The 21,020-nt window shown below is 51.4% G+C and carries 20 protein-coding genes; 9 read left to right on the top strand and 11 right to left on the bottom strand.

Annotated features, from left to right (window positions below):
• Positions 1-154: 154 nt before the first annotated feature.
• Positions 155-376, top strand: coding sequence for a DUF4032 domain-containing protein (locus tag H5P27_RS03860; RefSeq protein ID WP_221774597.1), 222 nt, complete (start codon positions 155-157; stop codon positions 374-376).
• Positions 377-444: 68 nt separating this feature from the next.
• On the opposite strand, the gene rpmG is transcribed toward H5P27_RS03860, so the two are convergent.
• The 5 genes from rpmG to hisG all read right to left on the bottom strand — a co-directional run bounded on the left by rpmG (position 445) and on the right by hisG (position 5,410).
• On the bottom strand, positions 445-612 hold the full coding sequence (gene rpmG, locus H5P27_RS03855; protein ID WP_185659061.1) for a 50S ribosomal protein L33: 168 nt from the start codon (positions 610-612) through the stop codon (positions 445-447).
• 66 nt (positions 613-678) lie between these two features.
• Complete coding sequence (locus H5P27_RS03850) at positions 679-2,043, bottom strand: PTS sugar transporter subunit IIA (protein WP_185659060.1); 1,365 nt, start codon at positions 2,041-2,043, stop codon at positions 679-681.
• 39 nt (positions 2,044-2,082) lie between these two features.
• A complete protein-coding gene (locus H5P27_RS03845) occupies positions 2,083-2,457 on the bottom strand; it encodes an NADH-quinone oxidoreductase subunit A (protein ID WP_185659059.1) in 375 nt (124 codons plus the stop codon).
• Between the two features lie 194 nt (positions 2,458-2,651).
• Positions 2,652-4,301, bottom strand: coding sequence for a 30S ribosomal protein S1 (gene rpsA / locus H5P27_RS03840; protein WP_246462497.1), 1,650 nt, complete (start codon positions 4,299-4,301; stop codon positions 2,652-2,654).
• Positions 4,302-4,549: 248 nt separating this feature from the next.
• The gene (hisG, locus tag H5P27_RS03835; protein ID WP_185659619.1) at positions 4,550-5,410 is read right to left on the bottom strand and encodes an ATP phosphoribosyltransferase; all 861 of its coding nucleotides are present in this window, start codon (positions 5,408-5,410) and stop codon (positions 4,550-4,552) included.
• Between the two features lie 249 nt (positions 5,411-5,659).
• Here hisG and H5P27_RS03830 point away from each other — a divergent pair, with 249 nt between their 5' ends.
• Positions 5,660-6,409: a response regulator transcription factor gene (locus tag H5P27_RS03830; protein ID WP_185659057.1), complete on the top strand. Its 750-nt coding sequence runs from the start codon at positions 5,660-5,662 to the stop codon at positions 6,407-6,409.
• A 79-nt stretch (positions 6,410-6,488) separates the two neighbouring features.
• On the opposite strand, the gene H5P27_RS03825 is transcribed toward H5P27_RS03830, so the two are convergent.
• Complete coding sequence (locus H5P27_RS03825; protein WP_185659056.1) at positions 6,489-6,659, bottom strand: hypothetical protein; 171 nt, start codon at positions 6,657-6,659, stop codon at positions 6,489-6,491.
• A 152-nt stretch (positions 6,660-6,811) separates the two neighbouring features.
• Between H5P27_RS03825 and hemF the strand changes: the two genes are divergently transcribed.
• From hemF to H5P27_RS03800, 5 genes are all read left to right on the top strand, one after another.
• Positions 6,812-7,732, top strand: a complete 921-nt coding sequence (gene hemF / locus H5P27_RS03820) for an oxygen-dependent coproporphyrinogen oxidase (RefSeq protein WP_185659055.1) — start codon at positions 6,812-6,814, stop codon at positions 7,730-7,732.
• Positions 7,729-8,763, top strand: a complete 1,035-nt coding sequence (gene hemE / locus H5P27_RS03815; protein ID WP_185659054.1) for a uroporphyrinogen decarboxylase — start codon at positions 7,729-7,731, stop codon at positions 8,761-8,763. Before hemF ends, hemE begins: the two co-directional genes overlap by 4 nt.
• A gap of 11 nt (positions 8,764-8,774) precedes the next feature.
• Positions 8,775-9,191 (top strand): hypothetical protein, encoded by a 417-nt coding sequence (locus H5P27_RS03810; RefSeq protein ID WP_185659053.1) that lies wholly within the window; start codon positions 8,775-8,777, stop codon positions 9,189-9,191.
• Between the two features lie 43 nt (positions 9,192-9,234).
• Positions 9,235-10,593: a protoporphyrinogen oxidase gene (gene hemG, locus H5P27_RS03805; RefSeq protein WP_185659052.1), complete on the top strand. Its 1,359-nt coding sequence runs from the start codon at positions 9,235-9,237 to the stop codon at positions 10,591-10,593.
• 68 nt (positions 10,594-10,661) lie between these two features.
• The gene (locus tag H5P27_RS03800; RefSeq protein WP_185659051.1) at positions 10,662-12,602 is read left to right on the top strand and encodes an alpha/beta hydrolase family protein; all 1,941 of its coding nucleotides are present in this window, start codon (positions 10,662-10,664) and stop codon (positions 12,600-12,602) included.
• A gap of 24 nt (positions 12,603-12,626) precedes the next feature.
• Here the strand turns inward: H5P27_RS03800 and H5P27_RS03795 are convergent, their stop codons facing one another.
• From H5P27_RS03795 to H5P27_RS03785, 3 genes are read right to left on the bottom strand one after another with little or no spacing between them, the layout of a single operon-like run.
• Positions 12,627-13,301: a response regulator transcription factor gene (locus H5P27_RS03795; RefSeq protein WP_185659050.1), complete on the bottom strand. Its 675-nt coding sequence runs from the start codon at positions 13,299-13,301 to the stop codon at positions 12,627-12,629.
• A complete protein-coding gene (locus H5P27_RS03790) occupies positions 13,279-15,024 on the bottom strand; it encodes a sensor histidine kinase (protein ID WP_185659049.1) in 1,746 nt (581 codons plus the stop codon). The genes H5P27_RS03795 and H5P27_RS03790 overlap by 23 nt, the downstream gene beginning before the upstream one ends.
• Positions 15,025-15,027: 3 nt before the next feature.
• Positions 15,028-16,488 carry a DUF3108 domain-containing protein gene (locus H5P27_RS03785; protein WP_185659048.1) on the bottom strand — a complete coding sequence of 487 codons (1,461 nt, stop codon included), beginning with the start codon at positions 16,486-16,488 and terminating at the stop codon, positions 15,028-15,030.
• A 133-nt stretch (positions 16,489-16,621) separates the two neighbouring features.
• Between H5P27_RS03785 and rsmG the strand changes: the two genes are divergently transcribed.
• Complete coding sequence (gene rsmG / locus H5P27_RS03780) at positions 16,622-17,260, top strand: 16S rRNA (guanine(527)-N(7))-methyltransferase RsmG (RefSeq protein ID WP_185659047.1); 639 nt, start codon at positions 16,622-16,624, stop codon at positions 17,258-17,260.
• A gap of 59 nt (positions 17,261-17,319) precedes the next feature.
• Entirely contained in the window at positions 17,320-19,773 is a 2,454-nt protein-coding gene (locus H5P27_RS03775) for a DEAD/DEAH box helicase (protein ID WP_185659046.1), read from the top strand.
• Here H5P27_RS03775 and H5P27_RS03770 read toward each other — a convergent pair.
• Both H5P27_RS03770 and H5P27_RS03765 read right to left on the bottom strand, forming a co-directional pair.
• Positions 19,742-20,155, bottom strand: coding sequence for a putative signal transducing protein (locus H5P27_RS03770; protein ID WP_185659045.1), 414 nt, complete (start codon positions 20,153-20,155; stop codon positions 19,742-19,744). The genes H5P27_RS03775 and H5P27_RS03770 overlap by 32 nt on opposite strands.
• Positions 20,156-20,159: 4 nt before the next feature.
• On the bottom strand, positions 20,160-21,014 hold the full coding sequence (locus H5P27_RS03765; protein ID WP_221774596.1) for a 3'-5' exonuclease: 855 nt from the start codon (positions 21,012-21,014) through the stop codon (positions 20,160-20,162).
• Positions 21,015-21,020: the final 6 nt, after the last annotated feature.

Below are 21,020 nucleotides of genomic sequence, written 5' to 3'. Positions count from 1 at the left end.
TCCTCATACTCGTGTGGGGTTAAGCACTACAAATGCTCCCCGCACTCGGTGTACCCTTAAATCGTGTTGCTAATTAGGACTGAGCTGAAAAGCTAGGATTAGATGAGCGGCATGAAAGAAGCGTTAAGCCTAGATCGAGTTTGATATGCAACTTATGTCAGCAAACAAAAAGCAGTCGAGCGGCCAACACGAGTTCGTCAAGCAATCGAGCCTCTACCAAGAATTTCTTGCAGAGCGCGAAGAGATCTTGCGTCACAAATGGCTGGAATCCGAACGCCTCGGATACGACATCGGATTTGAAAGGGCCCTCCTCGACTGGATTCGCAAACACCGCGACAGCTGGCGGGCATCCCGGAGAAGACCGGAGAGCTCCTAAACATTTCACAAAAAAAGCGACACTCGGAAGAGTGTCGCTTTTTTCTTAAAGAGTTAAACGGAAACGCCTTACTTGATTTCCTTGTGGATCGTGTGGCGCTTCAGGTTTGGATTGTACTTCTTCTTTTCAACACGTTCGGTGACGGTCTTCTTGTTGCGAGAAGAGAGATAGCGTGAGGCTGGCTTACCCTCAGCCTTGGCTTCGGTACATTCGAGAGTGATTACTTCGCGTGGCATGGTGTGTAAAAATTAAAGAGCTCCGGACAATCGCAACTCGCGAACAGAACGCAAGGGGAAAATGATTTACAAAGACTTTCCGCCCAAGGAACGCTCCACTAGAGGCAAAGCGATACCATTTCTGAAAACCGTAACCTGTCCCGAACTCGAAGAAACGACCACCGCAAGGCACCCCGTAGCAAGCGAGATGGCGGCCCCGGCGGCATGCCGAGCCCCAAGTCCACTTGGCAACGATTGGTCAAACTCAGGCGTGTGAATCAAGCTACCAGCCGAAATCAGGACACCGTCTCCTCGAATAATAAAAGCGCCGTCTAAACTGGAAAATTCCTTTACGGTTTCGTCCATGAAGGGGCTGAGGATATTCCTGTCTTCCTCCTTGTAGCCATAAAAGGGGTTTAGAACCAAAGGCTTGGTCATACTTTCCACCTTCTTCGTGTCTCCGAGCACGAATAGCGTCCCGACCGGCTTGCCTTCGCGCCCCTCAATGGAGAGCTCCATCGCGACTCCAATGACTCGCTCCAAAACTTCTGCCGATACATCGCTAGGCATGAAGTTATCCCGCTCAGCCAACAAGGCCTGAAACTCGTCTTTGAGATCTATGACAACGAGCGTATCAAATTGATCGCTGCCCGGAATTCCGCCCACGCAACAAATCTTGTCGCTGGTTTTGAAAACACCGCGAGTCAATCCCACCAGAAAGGCGGACCGCATCTGCGCCAGTCTTCCATGCGAGAAAGACCGAACCTGTATTACATCACCAAAGGTGGCATCCTCTACATCCCCCTCCTTCGCCCGACGAGAAATCAAAACGCTTTTGAATTCCTTAAAACCGGCCGGAGGCTCAACGGGACTGGAGAGTAATGTATCTCCGAATACAACGATGGAGTCGCAGTGAGCCCCCTTGGCAACACGCATGGCCTGCCTGAGCATCAGGCGGTTGATCGAACTCTGCCGGGTCTTGCGAGGAGAAGCAAAAATACCTCCAAACGCGGAAGTAAGCTGCTCGTGCAAATCGTCCACCGACTCTGACTTCAGCAGCATGTCGACAAAGGCAGCATCCTTCACCAAACGGGCAACTGCTGCCAATACATTCAAATAATCTCGAGCGCCTTCACCTGCCAAGAGTAGCACCACGAGATGCACTTTCTCTTGGTTTTTTAATCCCTCGTAGGAAATGCCCTCTCGCGAGCGGCCTATGGCAAAAACGTACTTACGCCGCATCTTGACCCTGAGGTGCGGCAAAGCGACCCCATTGCCCAGGTAGGTGGTCATGGTGTTTTCGCGCTGCATAAGACCTGGGAGCAGCTTCTTGCGCTCAAGGTCCTTAAATCGGGACGTGGAGGCCTTGAGCAACTCCTTTAGAGCACCTTCAAGGTTGTCGCTTTCGAGGTCGAGTGTACGCCTCCGCGAAAAATATCGGTCGAGTCTCATGACGGGGCAACGCCCCCCAGCGACCTGGTTAGAACCGCCTTACTTTTCCCACTCCAAAGCGCCCTTCTTCAACTCGTAGACAAGCCCTGCCACCAGGACTCCGAGGAAAAAGAGGATTGGGCCAAGAATCGGAAGACTGTTAGCCACGAACTCGCGGTAAACCAGCACCCAGGGGATCAGAAAAAGGACTTCGATATCGAAGAGAATAAAGAGCATCGCCGTCACGTAAAACTTAACCGAGAAACGCGTGCTCGTCTTGCCATCTGTTTTAATCCCGCACTCGTAGGCGTAGTTCTTTATCTTATTCTTGGAGCCACGCTGTCCAAGAAGGACACTGCCAGTCAGGATTGCGCCTGCGAGCCCTGCAGCGAGGGCGATTTGAATCAGAACGGGTACAAAGTCAGAAACGGTCATGACAGCTCGAAAGTTTCCTAATAAATCCCTGATTTCAAGGCAAATGGTGAAAAGAGCGCAGGAACTTCCCACAAAAGTAGTCGAGCTTTCAAAAAAATGTAAGGCAAGCGAATCGACCTAGACACCTGGCCTGACAAAAAAAGCGGACCCCGCTCGGGGCCCGCTTCGAAAGTATCGAGAATTGAGATACAGGGTTACTTGTTGGAGGCTTGGTCGAGGATATCGCCCAAGTTCATCAAGTCTCCACCGTCGCTCATGTTGTCGTAAGTCGCAGTTTCCTGAGCGAGCTGGCTGTCGTCGTAGTTTGCAGCCTTGATCGAGAGACCAAGACGACGCTCTTCGCGGTCGATCTTGATAACGCGAGCAGTAACTTCCGCTCCGATGTCTACGACATCCTTGATCTTCTCTACGCGCTCTTCGCTGATCTGGCTGATGTGTACGAGACCGTCGATGTGATCCTGCAATTCGACGAATGCGCCGAAAGAAGTGATCTTGGAAACGGTTCCGGAAACCACGTCGCCGATACGGAAACGACCGTCGATATCTTCCCATGGATCGTCAGCAAGCTGCTTCATTCCGAGTGAGATACGCTGGTTGTTGGTATCTACGTCGAGTACGATCGCGTCGATTTCGTCAGCTTTCTTGAGGACTTCGGATGGGTGGTTGATCTTACGAGTCCAAGACATGTCGGAAACGTGGACCATACCGTCGATGCCTTCTTCGAGCTCAACGAACGCGCCGTAAGTGGTGATGTTGCGAACCTTGCCGTGTACGTGGGCGCCAACTGGGTAGTTGTGTACGACCATATCCCATGGGTTTGGATCGAGCTGACGGATACCGAGAGAAATCTTCTCTTCGTCCTTCTGGATTCCGAGAACAACTGCTTCGACTTCGTCACCAACCTTGAGCAGTTCGCTCGGCTTGGTGATACGCTTGGTCCAAGACATTTCGGTAACGTGAACGAGACCTTCGACACCTTCTTCGATTTCGATGAACGCGCCGTAAGGAACGAGGTTAACCACCTTACCGGCAACCTTAGCGCCGATTGGGTACTTCGCTTCGATGTCCTGCCATGGGTTTGACTTGGTCTGCTTGAGACCGAGGGAGACACGCTCCTTCTCACGGTTGATCTCGATGATCATAACATCGATTTCTTCACCCTGCTTAAGCATTTCGCTCGGGTGAGAGATACGACCCCAGCTCATGTCGGTGATGTGAAGAAGACCGTCCATACCGTCGAGATCGATGAACGCACCGAAATCGGTGATGTTCTTGACGACACCCTTGACGACATCGCCTGGGTTGACGCGCTCGAGGAGGTCGCGACGCTTGGAAGCGCGTTGCTCTTCGATCAGCTCGCGGCGGGAAAGAACGATGTTCTTACGCTCCAAATTGATTTTGAGAACCTTGTAGTCGTAGGTCTGACCGATGTACTGGTCGAGGTTCTTAGGAGGCTGGATATCGATGTGGGAAGCAGGGAGGAACGCGTCCACACCCATTGCCACGATAAGACCGCCCTTGACCTTGCCCTTGACGCGGCCCTGAACGATTGAACCTTCTTCACACTTGGTGATGATGTTCTCCCAGTTCTTCTTTTGCTCCGCCTTGTCGAAGGAGAGAAGCGGGTTGCCTTCCTTGTTTTCGAGCTTTTCGAGGAAGACTTCGATTTCTTCACCGATCTGCAGTTCGCCCAGGTCGACGAATTCTTGACCTGGAACGAGACCTTCGGACTTACCGCCGATATCAACGACAACTTCATTTTGGCGGATTTCAGTGATAGTGCCCTTTACGATAGAACCTTCCTTGAGCTGATCGAAGGAGGTCTGGGCAAGAAGTTCAGACATTATTGAACTCATGATAAACGTGACAGATTGACGACGGGGCTTCCAGTGTCCGAAACAAGCTGCCAAAAGGTGAGCCAGCGAGCTGACTCGGGTTTGATTTAGAATAGCTCAACCGGAAGCTGCGCGACTGGGTTGAGCTTGTTATGTGTCGCAAGCGGGCAGAGATCGCACTCTCCCCCGCTCTGAGCAAGAGAAAACGCCATAAAACACCCTGAAAATGGCGAAAGATGCTAGATTTTAGCTATTATCTAGCGAACGACCTTGTTGAGCGGATACTCGATAATATCCACAGCACCCAACTCCTTGACGCGTGGGATGATGTCGCGAACGAGCTTTTCCTCCATCACAACTTCAACTGCGGCCCAATCTTTGTCTGACAAAGCGTTGACCGTTGGGTCACGCAAAGCGGGCAAAATCTTAAGGATTTCAGACAGATTCTCCTGCTTCGCATTGAGTTTGATGCCGACCTTATCCGCCGCGGAGAGTGCCGCCTGCAACATCATCGCCATGTTCTCGATCTTTGCTCTCTTAGCGGGGTCCTCCCAACTCTTTTTGTTGGCGATCAACTTGGTGTTGGTCTTGAGCAAAGTTTCGACGATGCGCAGCTTATTGGCGCGGAGAGAATTACCTGTTTCAGTCAGGTCGACAATCGCGTCAACCATGTCGGGGACCTTCACTTCCGTGGCTCCCCAAGAAAATTCGATGTCGGCGGTCACTCCGTGTTCGGCCAGGAACTTACGGGTTAATCCGACCACTTCCGTGGCGATGCGCTTACCCTGCAAATCCTTGATCGTCTTGATGGGCGAAGCTTCCGGCACCGCAAGCACCCAGTAGGAGGGACGATTCGAGGCTCGGCTGTATACGAGATCACAAACTTCTACCACATCGGACTCGTTTTCCACAACCCAGTCGTATCCACACAAGCCACAGTCGAAAAATCCATGATCCACATAACGGCTGATCTCCTGGCTGCGGACGAAACGTCCATCCAACTCGGGGTCATCTATGCTCGGCTTGTATGACCGAGAGCTTTTGCGGATATTCCAACCGGCTTTTTTGAATAGACGGATGGTGGGTTCTTCTAGGCTGCCTTTTGGCAGACCAAACATGATGAGTGACTGTTCTTGTGACACGAGAAACTCAAAAAACCGAGACGGCCCCAGTCACAAGCCAAATCTAACTTAACAAAATTCCGTTTTTTACATTTTGTGATTTTACATCTGTTAAATATGGGTATTATTCATTAGAAAGTAACGGTCTGATCGATTACGCCGGACTCAAAGTAATCCCTGAAGCCGAAGCTTTTCGAGAATTCTACCGTTTCTCAACATTCCAGCCTAAACAATCCTCACAACAACATGCCTACAAAACCCAAACCGCTTGTACTAATCGTTGAAGACGAAAACGAACTTGCCAACGTAATCTCTGAACACCTCGAAGCGGCAGGCATGCAGACTCAAGTATGCAACCGCTGCGCGCTGGCGATGCGGTTTTTGAAGCACAATTTCGCGAATATCCTCCTACTCGATCTCACCCTACCCGACCAGAACGGATTCTCCTTCCTAGAGGACCTGAAGCGCGAAGACATCAATATCCCAACCATTTTCCTCACCGGAAACGATTCGGAAATCTCCAAAGTCAAAGGGCTAGAACTAGGAGCAGACGACTACGTGACCAAGCCCTTCTCATCCCCAGAGCTGGTAGCCAGAATCCACGCAGTACTCCGCCGAGCCGAAGTGGCGCACGACTTCAACGTCACGAAAAACGTTAAGCTTACCGATGCGCCCTTCGAGTTCAATACCGCCTCGGTTAACCCTACCAGCATGGAAATTACTTTCCCGGACGGCGAAATCGTAAACATCGGACGCAAAGAAATCGGAATCCTTTCCTACCTTCACGAAAACCCGGATACGATCATCACCCGCAAGAACTTGATCCACTCGGTTTGGGGTATCCACGCCGACATCCGAAGCCGTTCGCTCGACCAATACATCGTCAAAATCAGGGACCTTTTCAAACGCAAGGAAGCCCCTCTCGACAACTTGAAGACCATCCACGGGATCGGTTACCAATACGAGCCACTCGTACGTTCGCAAAATACGAACTAGGCTGAACGAGAAAATTAAAAAACGAAAGAGCCCTGCAGACACTTCTGCAGGGCTCTTTTCATTGAAGGTCCAGGCTAGCCTAGACCTCGTCCGCCTGTCGAGCATCTCTATCTGCACGAACAGGCGCGGTCGCATAGTGAAAACCATCCTCGTCTTCATAACCAATGGGAGCTTCCGCCACACCATTGAGCATTAGCCAAGAGCCTGCTACGATCAGGATACCGTATACGAAGAGAAATGTTTCGAGCATGGCTTTGTAACGGCCTCAGCGATAGCCAGCTGAATGGAGTCATCTACCTATGGGGAGACCGAATATCCTCTACACCGGGAGACGCCACTTCCCGAAATTCGGAAACAAATATCTAGCCCTGAAGGGTTTTCCTCGTACACATTAGCCCCGAAGTGCCTGATTCTCTAGAAAAAGCAAAGAAGTACCTCCTCGACTACCAAAGCCGTCTCTGCGCGAAACTCGAGGAATTAGAAAAGTCCGAAACCTCCTTCATCCTCGACAAATGGAATCGAGAGGAAGGCGGCGGTGGAATCTCAGCGGTCCTCGAGGGCGGCGATACCTTCGAAAAAGCAGGGGTCAACTTCTCGCACGTGATGGGAGATAAACTTCCCCCTTCCGCAACCGCGAGCCGCCCCCAATTAGCAGGACGCCCTTTTCATGCGACAGGAGTTTCGATCGTAATCCATCCCCGAAATCCGTACGTTCCCACCTCTCATGCCAACGTACGATTCTTTGTAGCCCCAGCCCGAGAGGAAGGTGAAGGAGACATCTGGTGGGTTGGCGGAGGATTTGACCTTACCCCCTACTACGGCTTCACAGAAGACTGTATCGCCTGGCACAAGCATGCCCGAGACGCCTGCTCCCCCTTTGGCGAGCACCTATATCCCAAATTCAAAGCGTGGTGTGACGAGTATTTCTTCCTAAAACATCGCAATGAACCGCGCGGGATTGGCGGACTTTTCTTCGACGATTTCGACGAGGGCGGTTTCGACAACGCCTTCGGGTTAATCCAAAGCGTAGCAGAGCATTTCAAGGAAGCCTATGCGGGTATCGTTGAGCAACGATCAAGTACTCCCTACTCTGAACGAGAGAGGAAATTCCAACTGTATCGGCGAGGTCGATACGTAGAATTCAACTTAGTATGGGATCGCGGAACTCACTTTGGCTTACAAAGCAACGGCCGAACAGAATCCATCCTTATGTCACTTCCTCCTGTCGTGGAATGGCGATACGATTATCAACCAGAAGCCGGCAGCCCTGAAGCCGAGCTTTACGAAACTTTTCTCAAACCCCAAGATTGGGCCGACAAATGAATTCACGCCAAAGATTCCTAGCAGCTCTCGATTGCAAGCCCCTGGACCGCCCGCCGATCTGGGTAATGCGCCAAGCCGGGCGATACCTGCCCGAGTATCGAGCCTTAAAAGAGAAATACAGTTTCCTGCAGCTGGCTCAGACTCCCGAGCTCGCCCTCGAGGTCACCATGCAACCACTACGCCGTTTCCCCCTAGACGCCGCCATCCTATTTTCCGACATCCTCGTCATCCCCGAGGCAATGGGACAAGGCTACCACTTCAGAGAAAAAGGCGGAATAGGCATGGATTATACCTTGGAAAACAAGGACCAGATCGAGAAGCTTTCTACCACGGCAATAGAGGAGAAACTCAACTACGTAGCGGAGGCGTTGAAGCTTATCAAAGCCGAATTGGATGGCTCCAAAATGCTGCTCGGCTTCGGCGGTTCTCCCTGGACGCTAGCCACCTACATGCTGGAAGGCGGAAGCTCCAAGGACTTCTCGAAAGTGAAGGCTCTATTTTACCAAGACAGAGACACCTTCGAATTGTTGATGGAGAAGATTTCCGACGCCCTGGTATCCTATTTCCGCATGCAGCACGCAGCAGGAGCGGAAGCTATTCAAATATTCGATTCTTGGGGAGGAATCATCGCAGGAGAAAACTACGAAGAAGCATCTTTAAAATGGATACGTAGGATCATCGAGAAAGTCGGTAGCCAAGTACCCATCATCATTTATGCCAAAGGCACTACGCCACAAATCGCGCGTCAAGCAGCGTGCCGCCCCAAGGCCATCGCCGTCGATTGGACGATCCCCATCGAGGAAGCGGCGCAGCTCGTTCCAAACGACATCGCGATACAAGGAAATCTTGACCCCGTCCTCCTAGATACTAACCCTAGCATCGTGCGTTCGAGTGCTCAGAGAATTCTTACGGCGATGAGTGAGAGACCAGGCCATATTTTCAACCTCGGACATGGCATACACCCGACAGCAAGTATCGAAAACATGGAGACGCTTGTCGAAACAGTTACGAACTGGAAGCGACCCGGTTAAAACAAACGCCTATGAAGATTCCCCCGGTCGAACATCTTCCCGAGCTCAACTGCTTGCTTATCCGTCTGGACGGTCCTCTGACCCCAGCCGGATTTATAGATGTATACAACGGGGTCTTGAAACATGAGAAGTTTCGGAAAGACATGCACCTGATCTGGAATGCCTCATCGGCAAGCCTGCAGGGCATTACCATGAAGGACGTGAAGAGGGTCTTCGACTGCGTTAAGAAGTCCGAGGCGATCAGGGGGCGGAGCTGCTCCGCTTGGGTTTTCTCCCGAGGACAAAACTACGAATCGGCTTGTCTTTTCAATGCGGCCTTCGGGTCCAATATCAAAATTCGCTACGAAATATTCGATAGCATTCACGAAGCCAGCGAGTGGATAAGAAACGTGAAGCTTTACGGATTTCAGCACCACACCATTATCTAGGCTCACCAGAGCACTAAGCATCCCGTAAACTGGGAAACACTGCATGCAGGACGCAATTGTACTCGGAGGTGGAATCTCCGGATTAACCGCAGGCTATCTAGCCCAGGAAAAAGGCTACGATGTCACCGTCATCGAAAAGAAAACGACCCCCGGAGGCCCCATTTCATCTATAAGAGAGCAGGGCTATCTAGTAGAAACTGGGCCAAACTCCCTGCTCCTCCCCGACAGATGGGTTGAATCGCTGATCCAAGTGCTAGGCTTGGAGGACGAGCTTCAAGAAACGAGAGCGATCGCGAGCAAACGATACATCGTCAAAAATGGGCGCCCGATTCCTGTACCTGCATCCCCATTACAAGCGATTACCAACCCTCTTTTCTCTCTGGGTGGTAAACTGGGATTCTTGCTCGAACCTTTTCGCAAACAAATAAGCGAGGAAGAGGCCGAAAACGAAACCGTTGCGGATTTTGTTAGCCGCAGGATGGGACCCGACTTTCTCGACTATGCGATAGACCCATTTGTCAGCGGAATCTACGCAGGCGACCCACATAAGCTCATTCTCCAGCACGCCTTTCCGCTTATGAGGGGATTTGAGAAAGACGGCGGCTCTATTATCAAAGGGGCTATCAAACATAAACGAAGGCAAAAAAGAGAAGGCACCGCCTACAAAAAACGCTCCGTCAGCTTCAAAACCGGTCTAGGCATCCTTCCAAAAACATTGGCTCGCAAACTGGGAAATCGCCTTTGGCTAGGCTCTCAGGTCACCTCCGTACGACGGGAAAACGATGCGTGGCGAGTTTCTTGGATCAAAGAAGGCGAAACCTTCGAAGCAAACGCCAAGAGAATCTTCGTCTGCCTCCCTTCCTATGCCATCAAGCAAATTGACTGGAGTCAGCCGATAGCGGAAAGGCTACACACCGCTCCCGACCTGATTTATCCTGCGGTCCACAGCTTGGCCCTCGGTTTCAAGAGAGATCAGATCGAGCATGCTCTGGACGGCTTTGGTATGCTCGTGCCTTCTAAAGAATCTCCTGATATTCTCGGAGCCCTATTCAGCTCTTCACTTTACGAAGGTAGAGCTCCAGAGGACCACTGCCTGATAACCGTCATGCTAGGTGGCATCCAGCACCCGGAGCTCGGAGAAGCTAAACACGAACAGCTTCTGGGGATCGCGCTGCGAGACTTGGAAAAACTAGTCGGCTTGAAAGGAGATCCTTGCTACATCCATCGCAGCTCATGGCCGCAAGCGATTCCTCAATACACAGCAGAATTCGGCCCGTGGAAAAACGCCCTGAAGTCACTCGAAGCAGAATTCGATGGGCTGCATTTCGGAGGTAATTGCGTGGATGGGATCGCCATGGGGGCTTCCATTCTTAGCGGCAAACGCTTAGCTGCTTGCACTTAGGTAATTGATTCTCAAACTCCCGTCTTCAACCCCGCACACCCATCCTCGATGGATCGTGCCATCCCCTCATGAAGACGAACCTCCTCTCCCTCATCATTCTAGCGCTAGCGCTTCTTCCTTTCGCTCACGCTAAGAGCAAAAAGATAAAGCCGGGAAATACGCCGGAAAACTTTCTCCGACCTCCCGCCGTCTTCGACATGAAGATGTCTCCAGACGGCAAATACGCGGTAAGCGTTGCTCCTATCGATGACAAAGGTGAACGCGGTATCGTGATCTTCGACCTCGATTCCCTGAAAGTATTGCGGTCAACCAATTGGCCGGGTCGAGATATCGCGAGCGTTCACTGGACGAGTAACGAGGACGTCACATTCAAACTTGTCAAATGGGATCAGTACGCCGACGGCGTCTACAGCTTCAGCGTAAAAAAGAACGAGACTCGCTCACTTCTTAGCAATGACGTTGCAGTCGATTTGATTGATCCGATTTACGATGAATCCTCCTCCTGGATTTGGATTCAAGACGGATACGAGGTAAAAACCGGACTGGCTAAGCTTCGTACCAACAGCGATTCGAAAGTTAGGCAAGATGACGGGAAATGGATAGTTCCCAAGACAAACGCGAATCGCTTGGTTTCCTCCCGCATCATAGAACCGCCCGGGGAGATCTTTGGCTGGAATATCGATCAAAGGCACGAGCCCCGCATCGTCACCCGCTTCTACAATGGAAAACTCGAATTCTTACACCGCTATTCAAAGGATGAGGACTGGATCCCTCTCAATCTCGACCCTGAACTATGGAGCATCGAGTTATTCGGAGCCGAAAAGAGCGTCATTTATATATCGGGGTACAATGGGGAGGAGACCAAAGGGCTCTATTCTTACGACATAGAAAAAGCGGAGCTCGGACCACTCCTGTACCGAGATGACTACTACGACTTCTCAGACACAGCCCGCTATCTCTTTTTCAAGGATCAGGTCGTTGGCATGTGGTACCACGCTGACAAACCGAAATCCATTTGGTTCGCTCCCGAGCTACAGCCCATCCAAAACATGGTGGATGGCACCATAAAAAACAGGATTAACATCATCTACCAAGCCAGCGATGATTTCACCCGCTTCCTCGTGTATTCGTATTCGGACAAGCTGCCTCCCGAGTACTCTGTCTTAGACATAAAAAACAAGACCTTAAAACTCATCACGAAATCCGCCCCGTGGCTAGAGGAAGACAAGCTAGCATCCACCGATATTTTTCATTTCCAGACGCCCGATGAGTTAAGACTAGAGGGATACCTAACTAGACCGCCCAACACCCAAGCCCCCTACCCAACCATCGTCCTCGTACACGGTGGACCGTGGACTCGAGACCATCCCGGTTACCACGACGAAACCCAATTTTTCGCCAATAAAGGCTACGCTGTACTTCGCCTCAACTACCGCGGTTCGACTGGATACGGCAGAAAAATATCGGACGAGGCTGCCTATGAGTTTCGCGCTATGCAGGACGATATCACTCAGGCTGTAAAGCTCTTGGTTGATCAAGGCATCGCCGACAAAAGCCGCCTCGCGATCATGGGAGCAAGCTTTGGTGGATACTCCGCCTTGTGCGGAGCCGTCTTCGAACCAGAACTCTATCGTTGCGCAATTACAAATATGGGCGTCTTCGATTGGGAGGAAATGATCAAAGCCAGAAAGTGGCAGGACCACCAATACTCTCATTTTAAATTGAAAGAGCAATTGGGTGATCCGGAGTCAGACACGAATCGCTTCGAGGAAATATCCCCAATCTACCACATTGAAAATATAAAGATCCCCATCTTCGTAGTTCACGGAAAGAACGACTCCAACGTATCCATAAAACAATCCAAACGGCTAAAGTCCGAATTGGAAAAATATGGAATTGAGCATGAGACGCTGTTTGTGGGCGGAGAGGGCCACAATGTTTTCAGTCTGAAAAAGCGACTGGATCTATACCAAAGAATCCTCGCTTTCCTAGAGAAGAACATGGATTGAGGATTCAACCATCGCCACCTAGAATCAGATCTCGAATCGATAACCGACATCTCGGATCGTTAGGAGATGCTTCGGCTTGGCCGGTTCAGCTTCAATCTTGGCTCTTAAGGTCGTCACACAGCGATCGACGCTGCGTTGAGTAACAATTACACTACTTCCCCAGACCGCAGACATTATCCCTTGTCGAGACAAAGCCTTGCCACTATTAATCACCAAGTATTCGAGTAGCTGGTACTCTTTTCGGGTCAGTTTCACCTCGGTTCCCGAATGAGTCAGTCGCAACGAATCTCGATCGAGACGAAAATCCCCAAACGTGAAAACCCTTTCATCCTCGCTGCGGTGTCGTCTCAAGAACGCACGCACACGAGCGATCAGCTCTTTGATCGAAAATGGTTTCAGGACGTAATCGTCGGCCCCAAGCTCTAGACCTCGAACCACATCGCGCTCCTGCCCTTTCGCCGTGAGCATGACGATCGGCATCGTGCACCCTTCCCTTCGAGCAGCGGCACAGATGGAGAATCCGTCGATACCTGGAAGCATGACATCGAGCAGCACCAGGTCCGGACCTTTGTCCAAGAGCAAATCCAAGCCAGTATCGCCATCGGAAGCATAGAGAACCTCATAGCCTTCGAAGGTGAAATTATCGCAAAGGCCTCTGGCGAGGGCCTCATCATCTTCAACGATCAGTATTTTGGGCATAGGGAATCAAGAGTTTGAATACAGATCCTTTTTCAGGTTCGCTTTCCAATTCGATGCGTCCGGAATGTTTAGATACAATAAAATCGACGATGCTCAGTCCGAGGCCGACGCTTCCCGCGTGTTCACCTCTCGCCTCACCGACTTGATAAAACTTACGGAAGATCTTCTTCTGCTCCCGTGCAGATATTCCTCTCCCGAAATCCTGGACCTCAAATGAAACCATCGCTCCAGAACCCTTTACACTTAACAATATCCTCTTGTCAGAGCCGCCGTACTTGAAAGCGTTTTCCAACAAATTCCCCAAAGCCGAGACCATCGCATCAGTATCTGCTAAAACGAACGGCAAGTCTTCAGGCACGATCGATTTCAGGTCATAGGACTGCCCCACAAAACGCTCACGAAATGCCTCCTCCGCTCGTTGTACCACCTCAGCCGGGTTAACAGGAGCTAAGGTAAAACTCCCTTTGGCTCGCTCCATCCGAGAAAAGGATAAGAAATTGTCGATCAGAGCGCCCAGACGTTGGTTCTCACGTGAGATCAACTCGATGTATTTACTAGTATCAACTTTCTTTCTACGTTCTTCATCGAGGAGAGTGTCGACCAGCAACCGGATCGAAGAAACCGGAGTTTTAAGCTCGTGAGTCACGGTCGCCACCAAGTCATCTTTTAACCGGCTAACACTTTCTTGCCTCCTGAACGAAACGACGACCGCCATACCGGACACGATCGATAGGGCCAAAACGATCACTCCGACAATGACATACAAGTGCGACTTCTCTTGGGAAATGTCCTCAACAGTCACTGGATCTACCATTTTTAGTTGAAGAAAACCGAGAGCACCCGACAACTTCCGGACTAGAACAGTTTCCGCAGCAGTATTCCCGAATTCGATACGGATTCCCCAGTCGCTCAACCGTGGAATTTCAGCCAAACTATCGAATACCGATTCCAAGGTAAAAACCTCGAGACCTGAGCCATTCGCATGTCTCCTTGCGAGAAAAGAATTCGTTCGTAGAGTGGTCGAAAACTCGTCCTTCAAATCTGTGCGCGGATCGAGCTCGCCCAACCATTTGTCCTTAAGAGCTTCTCTTTCGGCAGCGAGCTTGACGGCTGCCGAATTCGAAAAAGGGGCATAACGCTCTACCAAAAAGCGAATCTGCGACGAATACACTTCGCTCTCCAAAAGATCAGCGACATAGGCGTCAAACCGCCCGACCAACTCAGCGGGCAAACTCCCACTCTCCTCCGCTCGGGAAACGGCAAGTCCAACAAGGATCGGGCCAACCAGGCGGCCTCCCAACATTCGAAGCTCCGCAACTTCCGGTGCTTCGATTTTCATCGCGAGCGTTCGAATTGCCTCTTCTGTCGGAAGGTCCGCGATTTCCGATCGGATCGAACTCAAAGCAGAACGCGCCGCGGTCGCCTCCTCGGAAACCACATAGCTTCGTTCATTGGAAAGTGGATACACGAATCGCTCTGGGGAGTCACCAACCGAAAGTTCATTGAATCGGCTCCTAACCAACTCTTCAGCATCAGCCAAGCGGGCCTCATTGGACTCGTCCACGTAGCGTTGCAGTGATGACTCCTCGCTCTCAACCGCTGACCTCACTAGCCAAACCACACAGATCGCGGGACTGCAAATACCAACGATCAAAAGCAGGTAAGTCACCCAAACCGAAGTCCGGGTGACATTTGTTTGAGTTCTTTTTAAGAACGAGAACATCTACTACTGTACCGAAATACTGGTTACGATTCGTTCAAGTTGAGACTCCATTTCTTCGATGTCGTCGCTTGGAATCTTAGCTTCGAGAAGGTAATGATAGTCTGGGCCGAGCAGAGCGTAAACGTACGGAACATCTTCCTTTCCGGAATCGAGCGAGGCCCGAAACGCGGCACCACGCAAATTCCCGATTTGCAGTTCGCGCTCCCATTCGGCGTCCAACTCCCCTTCCGCGTCGGAAAGCTTCTTCTTAGCCATCGCGATAAAATCCTCCAATTCGATCCCACTTCCATCCGACCAATCCGCATTCGGGATCGAACTAAGCGCATAGATTCCCCGTACAGTCGGCTCCGCTAGCCAAACACGGATTTTCTTGTCCGCCTTGAGTTCCTCCCCCTGAGGGACCACTCCCCAAGATGCCGGCAGTTGAATCGAGTAGCCGTGCAACTCGTTTTCGTAGCTCGCCGTCGAATCATAGTCGATGGTTTCGACTTTCTTCAAAATACCTTCAAGTCCGCCGGCGACCATTTTGACCATCATGCGATCCTCGTCGTTAGTCAGATAGCAGAACTGCTCCTGCCCGTGTATATCGATGCGAACCTTGTAGCACTCCACTTCGCCCAAAATTGTATCCAAAGTTTCGAGTCCAGTCACTGTGAAGTTAACTTCAACCGGCATCCCCGAGAATGTGACGAAGATCAAAATTTTAGTGCTGTAACCAACTTCGACAGGTAGCTGCCTCATCAATTCATACGCCTGCTCATTGTCGTAAGCCCGATGCTGGAAGTTGAAGTTCTTTTCGCTATTGGACTTCGAATAGGCGACCGTGGCGGCGTGAGCATCGTCCTCATACCAAGCTCGGACTTGCCCCATCCCTTGCAGGCTCATCAGGCTGTACTTTGTCTCAAAAGTGTCCTTGTCGAATTCGATTACGCAGGCTCGGTGTCCGTTCATCAAATAGCGGGCTTCTTTCCGCCAGAGCATCTCCCCCTCCCACTCGTAGTTGAAAATCGTGGAAAAGCTGTAGCCGATGACATTTCCAGTGGGCAAAACCCAGTCGTACCAAGTCCGCTCGCCGTCCTTCCAGGGAGTGATTTCCGGGACGAATTCCTTCGGCAAGAGCGCTTGTGCCTCGGCGACCCATGGAGCTTGGTCCGGATAATTGGCAACCAGGTCTCCCAGAATTTTAAACGCAAGGGCATCCTTCTCCTGTTCGAGATAAACCGACGCCAAACGGAAACGCGTCTCCGCCGCAAGCGAGTCGATCAAATCCGTCTCGGCTAGAATGTTTTCGTAAGCCTTAGCAGCCGCATCGAGATCAGCTTCTCCTTCTTGGAGGTAAACCGCATTTTCGAGGGCATCGGAGAGCTTAAGCGAAGAGGAACCGTCCTGAGCTGAAGCGAATGTCAAAAAACCGGCGAGAGCAGCACTGCCGATGATGGTTTTGGTAAGAGTTATTGGTTTCATAGTGCCCTCAGATTAGCGGAGAAATATTACCGGCGTGTTACCCATTGGTAACCCTTTTATCCAATCTTCAGCTAAGGTGGAGCATCTTTTGTTTCGCCACCACGCCTAAACCAATTTTCCTTGGCCAACTCCTATGAAATTCGACCTTTCCATCGTCTCCAAGCATTTTCCAGAATTCTCAGCCGAACAGATCTCCCAGTTCGAAACCTATGCCTCCGCCATCGCGGAATGGAACGAGAAGATCAACCTAATCTCCCGCAGCGACGTGGAAAACCTGCCCAAGCGGCACATCCTGCACTCCCTCGCCATCGCCAAAACCATGCCCTTTAAACCGGATACGACCGTCATCGACGTCGGCACCGGTGGCGGTTTTCCAGGAGTTCCACTTGCCATCGCCTTTCCGGAAACTCGCTTCCTCCTAGTCGACTCTATCGGCAAGAAGATCAAGGTCGTACAAGATTGTCTCGAGCGTCTCGGCCTCGAAAACGCAGTCGCCATCCAATGTCGAGTCGAGGAAGTCGACCGCCAGGTGGACTTCGTAGTCGCTCGAGCCGTTACCCAATTGCCCAAATTCATGGGCTGGATTCGCAAGAAGATTAAGCGATCCTGCTTCAACGACCTGCCCAACGGGGTGCTCTACCTCAAAGGGGGCGATCTGAAAGAGGAGCTTTCATCCGTTAAAGAAAAGCCGCAGCCCTACCCGATCCGCGACTACTTCGACTACGACGAGTTCGATCAGAAGTACGTGATCCATGTCCCAGTGAAAAGGTAGGAGCGACCTCGGTCGCGATCCCTACTCCATTTCGCAAAAACTCTCTCAACTGATCAAGAATGCGACTTCGCATCATTCTTCCGCCCAATCTCGAATCGAGCGCCCCTCGCGACGCAATTCCAACCAAAATCGAAATCGCTCTCACGAACGGATCGATAGTCCAGCCGGACAAGCTCGGTCCTCAGCAACTGGGCGAACTGGATGAAGCCGCCCGCGTAGCGGCTTTCTCGCTTTTCCAATGGTGTGGAGGACAGCTATCCTCCTTTCTTCAGCTGGACCGCGAAAAGCTAGCTGCCCTCGTCAAAACACTGAACGGGCAATCCGACTTTTATTGGGCCAATAAACCGAAGGAGCCGATTCCATGGATTGGATCCGAACTTGTCGGCGTCACAGAACATCTTTCCGAGCCAGAGGAAGCGGAGGAACAACCGATCTACGCATCTCGCGAAAGCAGCTTCGTAGAGGAAGCTAGAGAAGAACGGCGGCCCTTTCATTTCGATGGGAAGCCACTCCAGGTAGATGGCTCGTCCCACTACCTCGCCATCTCACTACCTTCCCGCGAACATCCCTATTATGATGAAATCCGCGAGCTCGTGCAGAGCCATCGCTTCAAACTGGAGCCCGGAAATCGCAAATGGTGGCTTCGCGATCGCCATCTGACCCTGAATTTTTTGGGTGAATACTGGGGCGATCTCGAAGACAAATATCAGGCAGAGTTTACTCCCAACTTCGAAAATCGAGTAGGATCCATCCCAGAGGCAAAGATCAAAACTGAAGTGGTCGAAGAGCGAAATGGCTACAATCTCACAGTATCCATAAATGCGGGACAGGCCTCTCAACAGGAGATCAGCCAAAGTCTAAACACTGGAAAACACTACATCGAAACGGGCGAAAAGGTCTTCCTGATTAAACGTTCCAGACTCGACTCGCTCAACACGATCCAAAAACAGCTTACTGGAGACTTCAACGCCCCGCTCCTTCACAACGGCAGCTACAAGATCCCCTATTCGCGTAGCTTGGAAATCGAAGAGCCACTCTCGGAGTTAAACCCAAATTTCAAACCTCCTTCTACTTGGCGGGAGCGGAGCGAAGCGCTTAAGAGCCTCGATAAGCTCGAGGTGCCAAGTCTTTCCGCATCCTTGGAATCGACTCTGCGACCCTATCAGAAAACAGGCGTCGCTTGGTTGTATCATCTATTCCGGCACAAGCTAGGGGGAATTCTAGCGGACGAAATGGGTCTCGGAAAAACGCTTCAAGCCCTCGCCCTCGCGAGCGCGATCAAGGATCCATCGAAGAAATCGCCCACCCTGATCGTTTGTCCCGCCTCCTTGGTTGAGAACTGGAGGCGCGAGGCCTCCAAATTCACGCCAGAGTTGAAGACTTTTCTAAACCATGGCTCCAATCGGTTAAAGACACTCGAGCAGGCTAAGGGCTACGATCTTATAGTCACCTCTTACGGCACCTTGATACGGGACAAAAAGCTGATGCGAGAACTCAACTTCCGCTGTGTCATCGCGGATGAGGCTCAACACATTAAAAATCGGCGTACCCAAAACGCAAAAGCCTTGGTCGCTCTACAAACAGAGGGACGAATCCTGCTTACCGGTACTCCTATCGAAAACAGTATCCAAGATCTCATGTCGTTGTTGGACTTTATCATGCCCGGCGGTTGGAAGCCAATCCCGAGCGGAGCCCGCGGCGACGAAAGACGATGGCACGAGCGACGCATACTAGATCAAGCCGCCCCTTACATCCTCCGTCGAACCAAGGACAAGGTCGCCACGGAACTCCCGGAAAAGATCGAACAAGTTCTTTTCATGGAGATGACCCCCGCCCAAAAGAAGACCTACGACACAGCACGAAAGCTGGCAGAAGCGGAAATCTCACAGTTGGAAAAAAGTGGAGCGAGCGAGGGAGCTATGCGAATGAAAACCCTGACGCAACTTCTCCGCCTTCGCCAAACCTGTTGCGATCCGCGACTCCTCGACAATTCACTCGAAGCATCCGCTTCTTCGAAATTGGGCTCCTTCCTAGAGCTGCTTGAGGAGTCGACCGATGGTGGGCATCGTATTCTCGTATTCTCGCAGTTCGTATCCTTGCTCTCGATACTCAAAGAGGAACTGGAATCACAATCGATCCCTTACTGCTACATCGACGGATCGACTCGGAACCGTATGGCCGAAGTGGACCGTTTCAACGAGTCAGACGACATCCCCGTGTTCCTCATCTCGCTCAAGGCAGGTGGCACTGGACTCAACCTCACTGCCGCCGACACGGTCGTACATTTCGACCCCTGGTGGAATCCTGCGGCCGAGGCTCAGGCCACGGACCGTGCCCACCGTATTGGCCAAACTCGAGTCGTCACGAGCTACAAGCTGATTGTGAGCGACTCAGTAGAAGAAAAGGTGCTGCAGCTTCAAAATAAGAAGCGGAAGCTTCTGGAAGACGTTTTCGAAGCAAGCGAAGCGGCCAATGCAAGAGTCACGCTGCAAGACCTGAAGGAGCTAATCTAGCCCTCCGCCACGCTTTCAACGTTTGGAAACCTGCTTGCAATCCAAGCAGGTAACCTTGCGAGGAGCGGTGTTTGCGGGGAGCGAATGTAAGCAAACACATTAAAACGGGGAAGAGCCCAAGTCCGTTGATCTTCAAGTTAGACGAGCCGCAATAAGGGCAGGTCTTACTGATTTCCGCTTTTTCACTGGGCAGCTCAAGCAGCACTCTCGCCTTCTCATATTCGTAATCGGGAACCTCTAAAGAGACGCCTCCAATAATTTGAGGCGTGTAAACAGAGGCGGTGTACGCGTCGCGAACATTTGGAGACAAGCCACTTCCTTCCAAGAAGGAAGCCACAATATAGGCTTCATCCAAACTATTGTAACTAGCGACCTTCCTCATCCCCTTAGAGGCGTTTATTCGCCATTTTCTCCAGTCGCTCCCATTCTTCGATATATCGGATGAAGTGCTTTTTCCCCTTGTCGATTTCGTCCTCTAGCAACTCTCGCACGAGCCTTTGCTCTTGCTCGTAGCTTTCTGAACTTAGCAATCCTGAGAAATGAGCAATTCGAGCCCACAACAGGTGAGTCGTGATGGCGTCGAACTCATTGTAGTCCAAAATATCCTGCAGTTTCCCCTGCAACCAGAGATCGGATACAAACCCGCCCTCCGTGTCTACTTTTCCGGGAATGCCTGAAAGGGTAGCAATTTCATGAAGTTTGGGAGTCTGTCCCCAGCGTCCCACCATCGGAGCTAAATCCACGTTGTGATCTCCGCTGGTAGCGAAATAGTCGACCCCTTCCCATGGCTTGTTCGGACGCTCGCCCATTCTTTGTCCAAAGAGTCCGTGCACAATCGCCCGCTGCACGATTATTGGCACATCCGCATTGTGAGAGTTGTACCCTACGAGCTGCGGCTTACGGGAGCCGATCGCCTTTAGCAACTGCTTCAAGATCGTCCGTTCCTTGGCTTTCTCGTCATCGCCAGCCTTAGCGGGCAAAGTTACGAGCTTGAGCTTCACCTCGCCGCCGGCGACTTCACGCAGAACTCCAGACACCGATACGATGCGACAAAGTACTGTCTTTAGATAAGGCTGCGGCATCTCCTCCGTAGCCCCGCCTTCTTTCCAAAGCCGCTTCATCGCTTCCTCCGGCCCCGGAACTCCAGTGGGATCTACTCCGTACAGCATTTCCGCGCTCAGCGGGTCGGGGATCCATTCTAGGTCGAAGGAGAAGAGGCAGGGTTCAATAGTCTTTAACACGAGGCT

It is taken from the genome of Pelagicoccus albus (assembly GCF_014230145.1).
Classification (GTDB): Bacteria; Verrucomicrobiota; Verrucomicrobiia; order Opitutales; family Opitutaceae; genus Pelagicoccus; species Pelagicoccus albus.
This window is presented reverse-complemented; position numbering and strand designations above follow the sequence as displayed.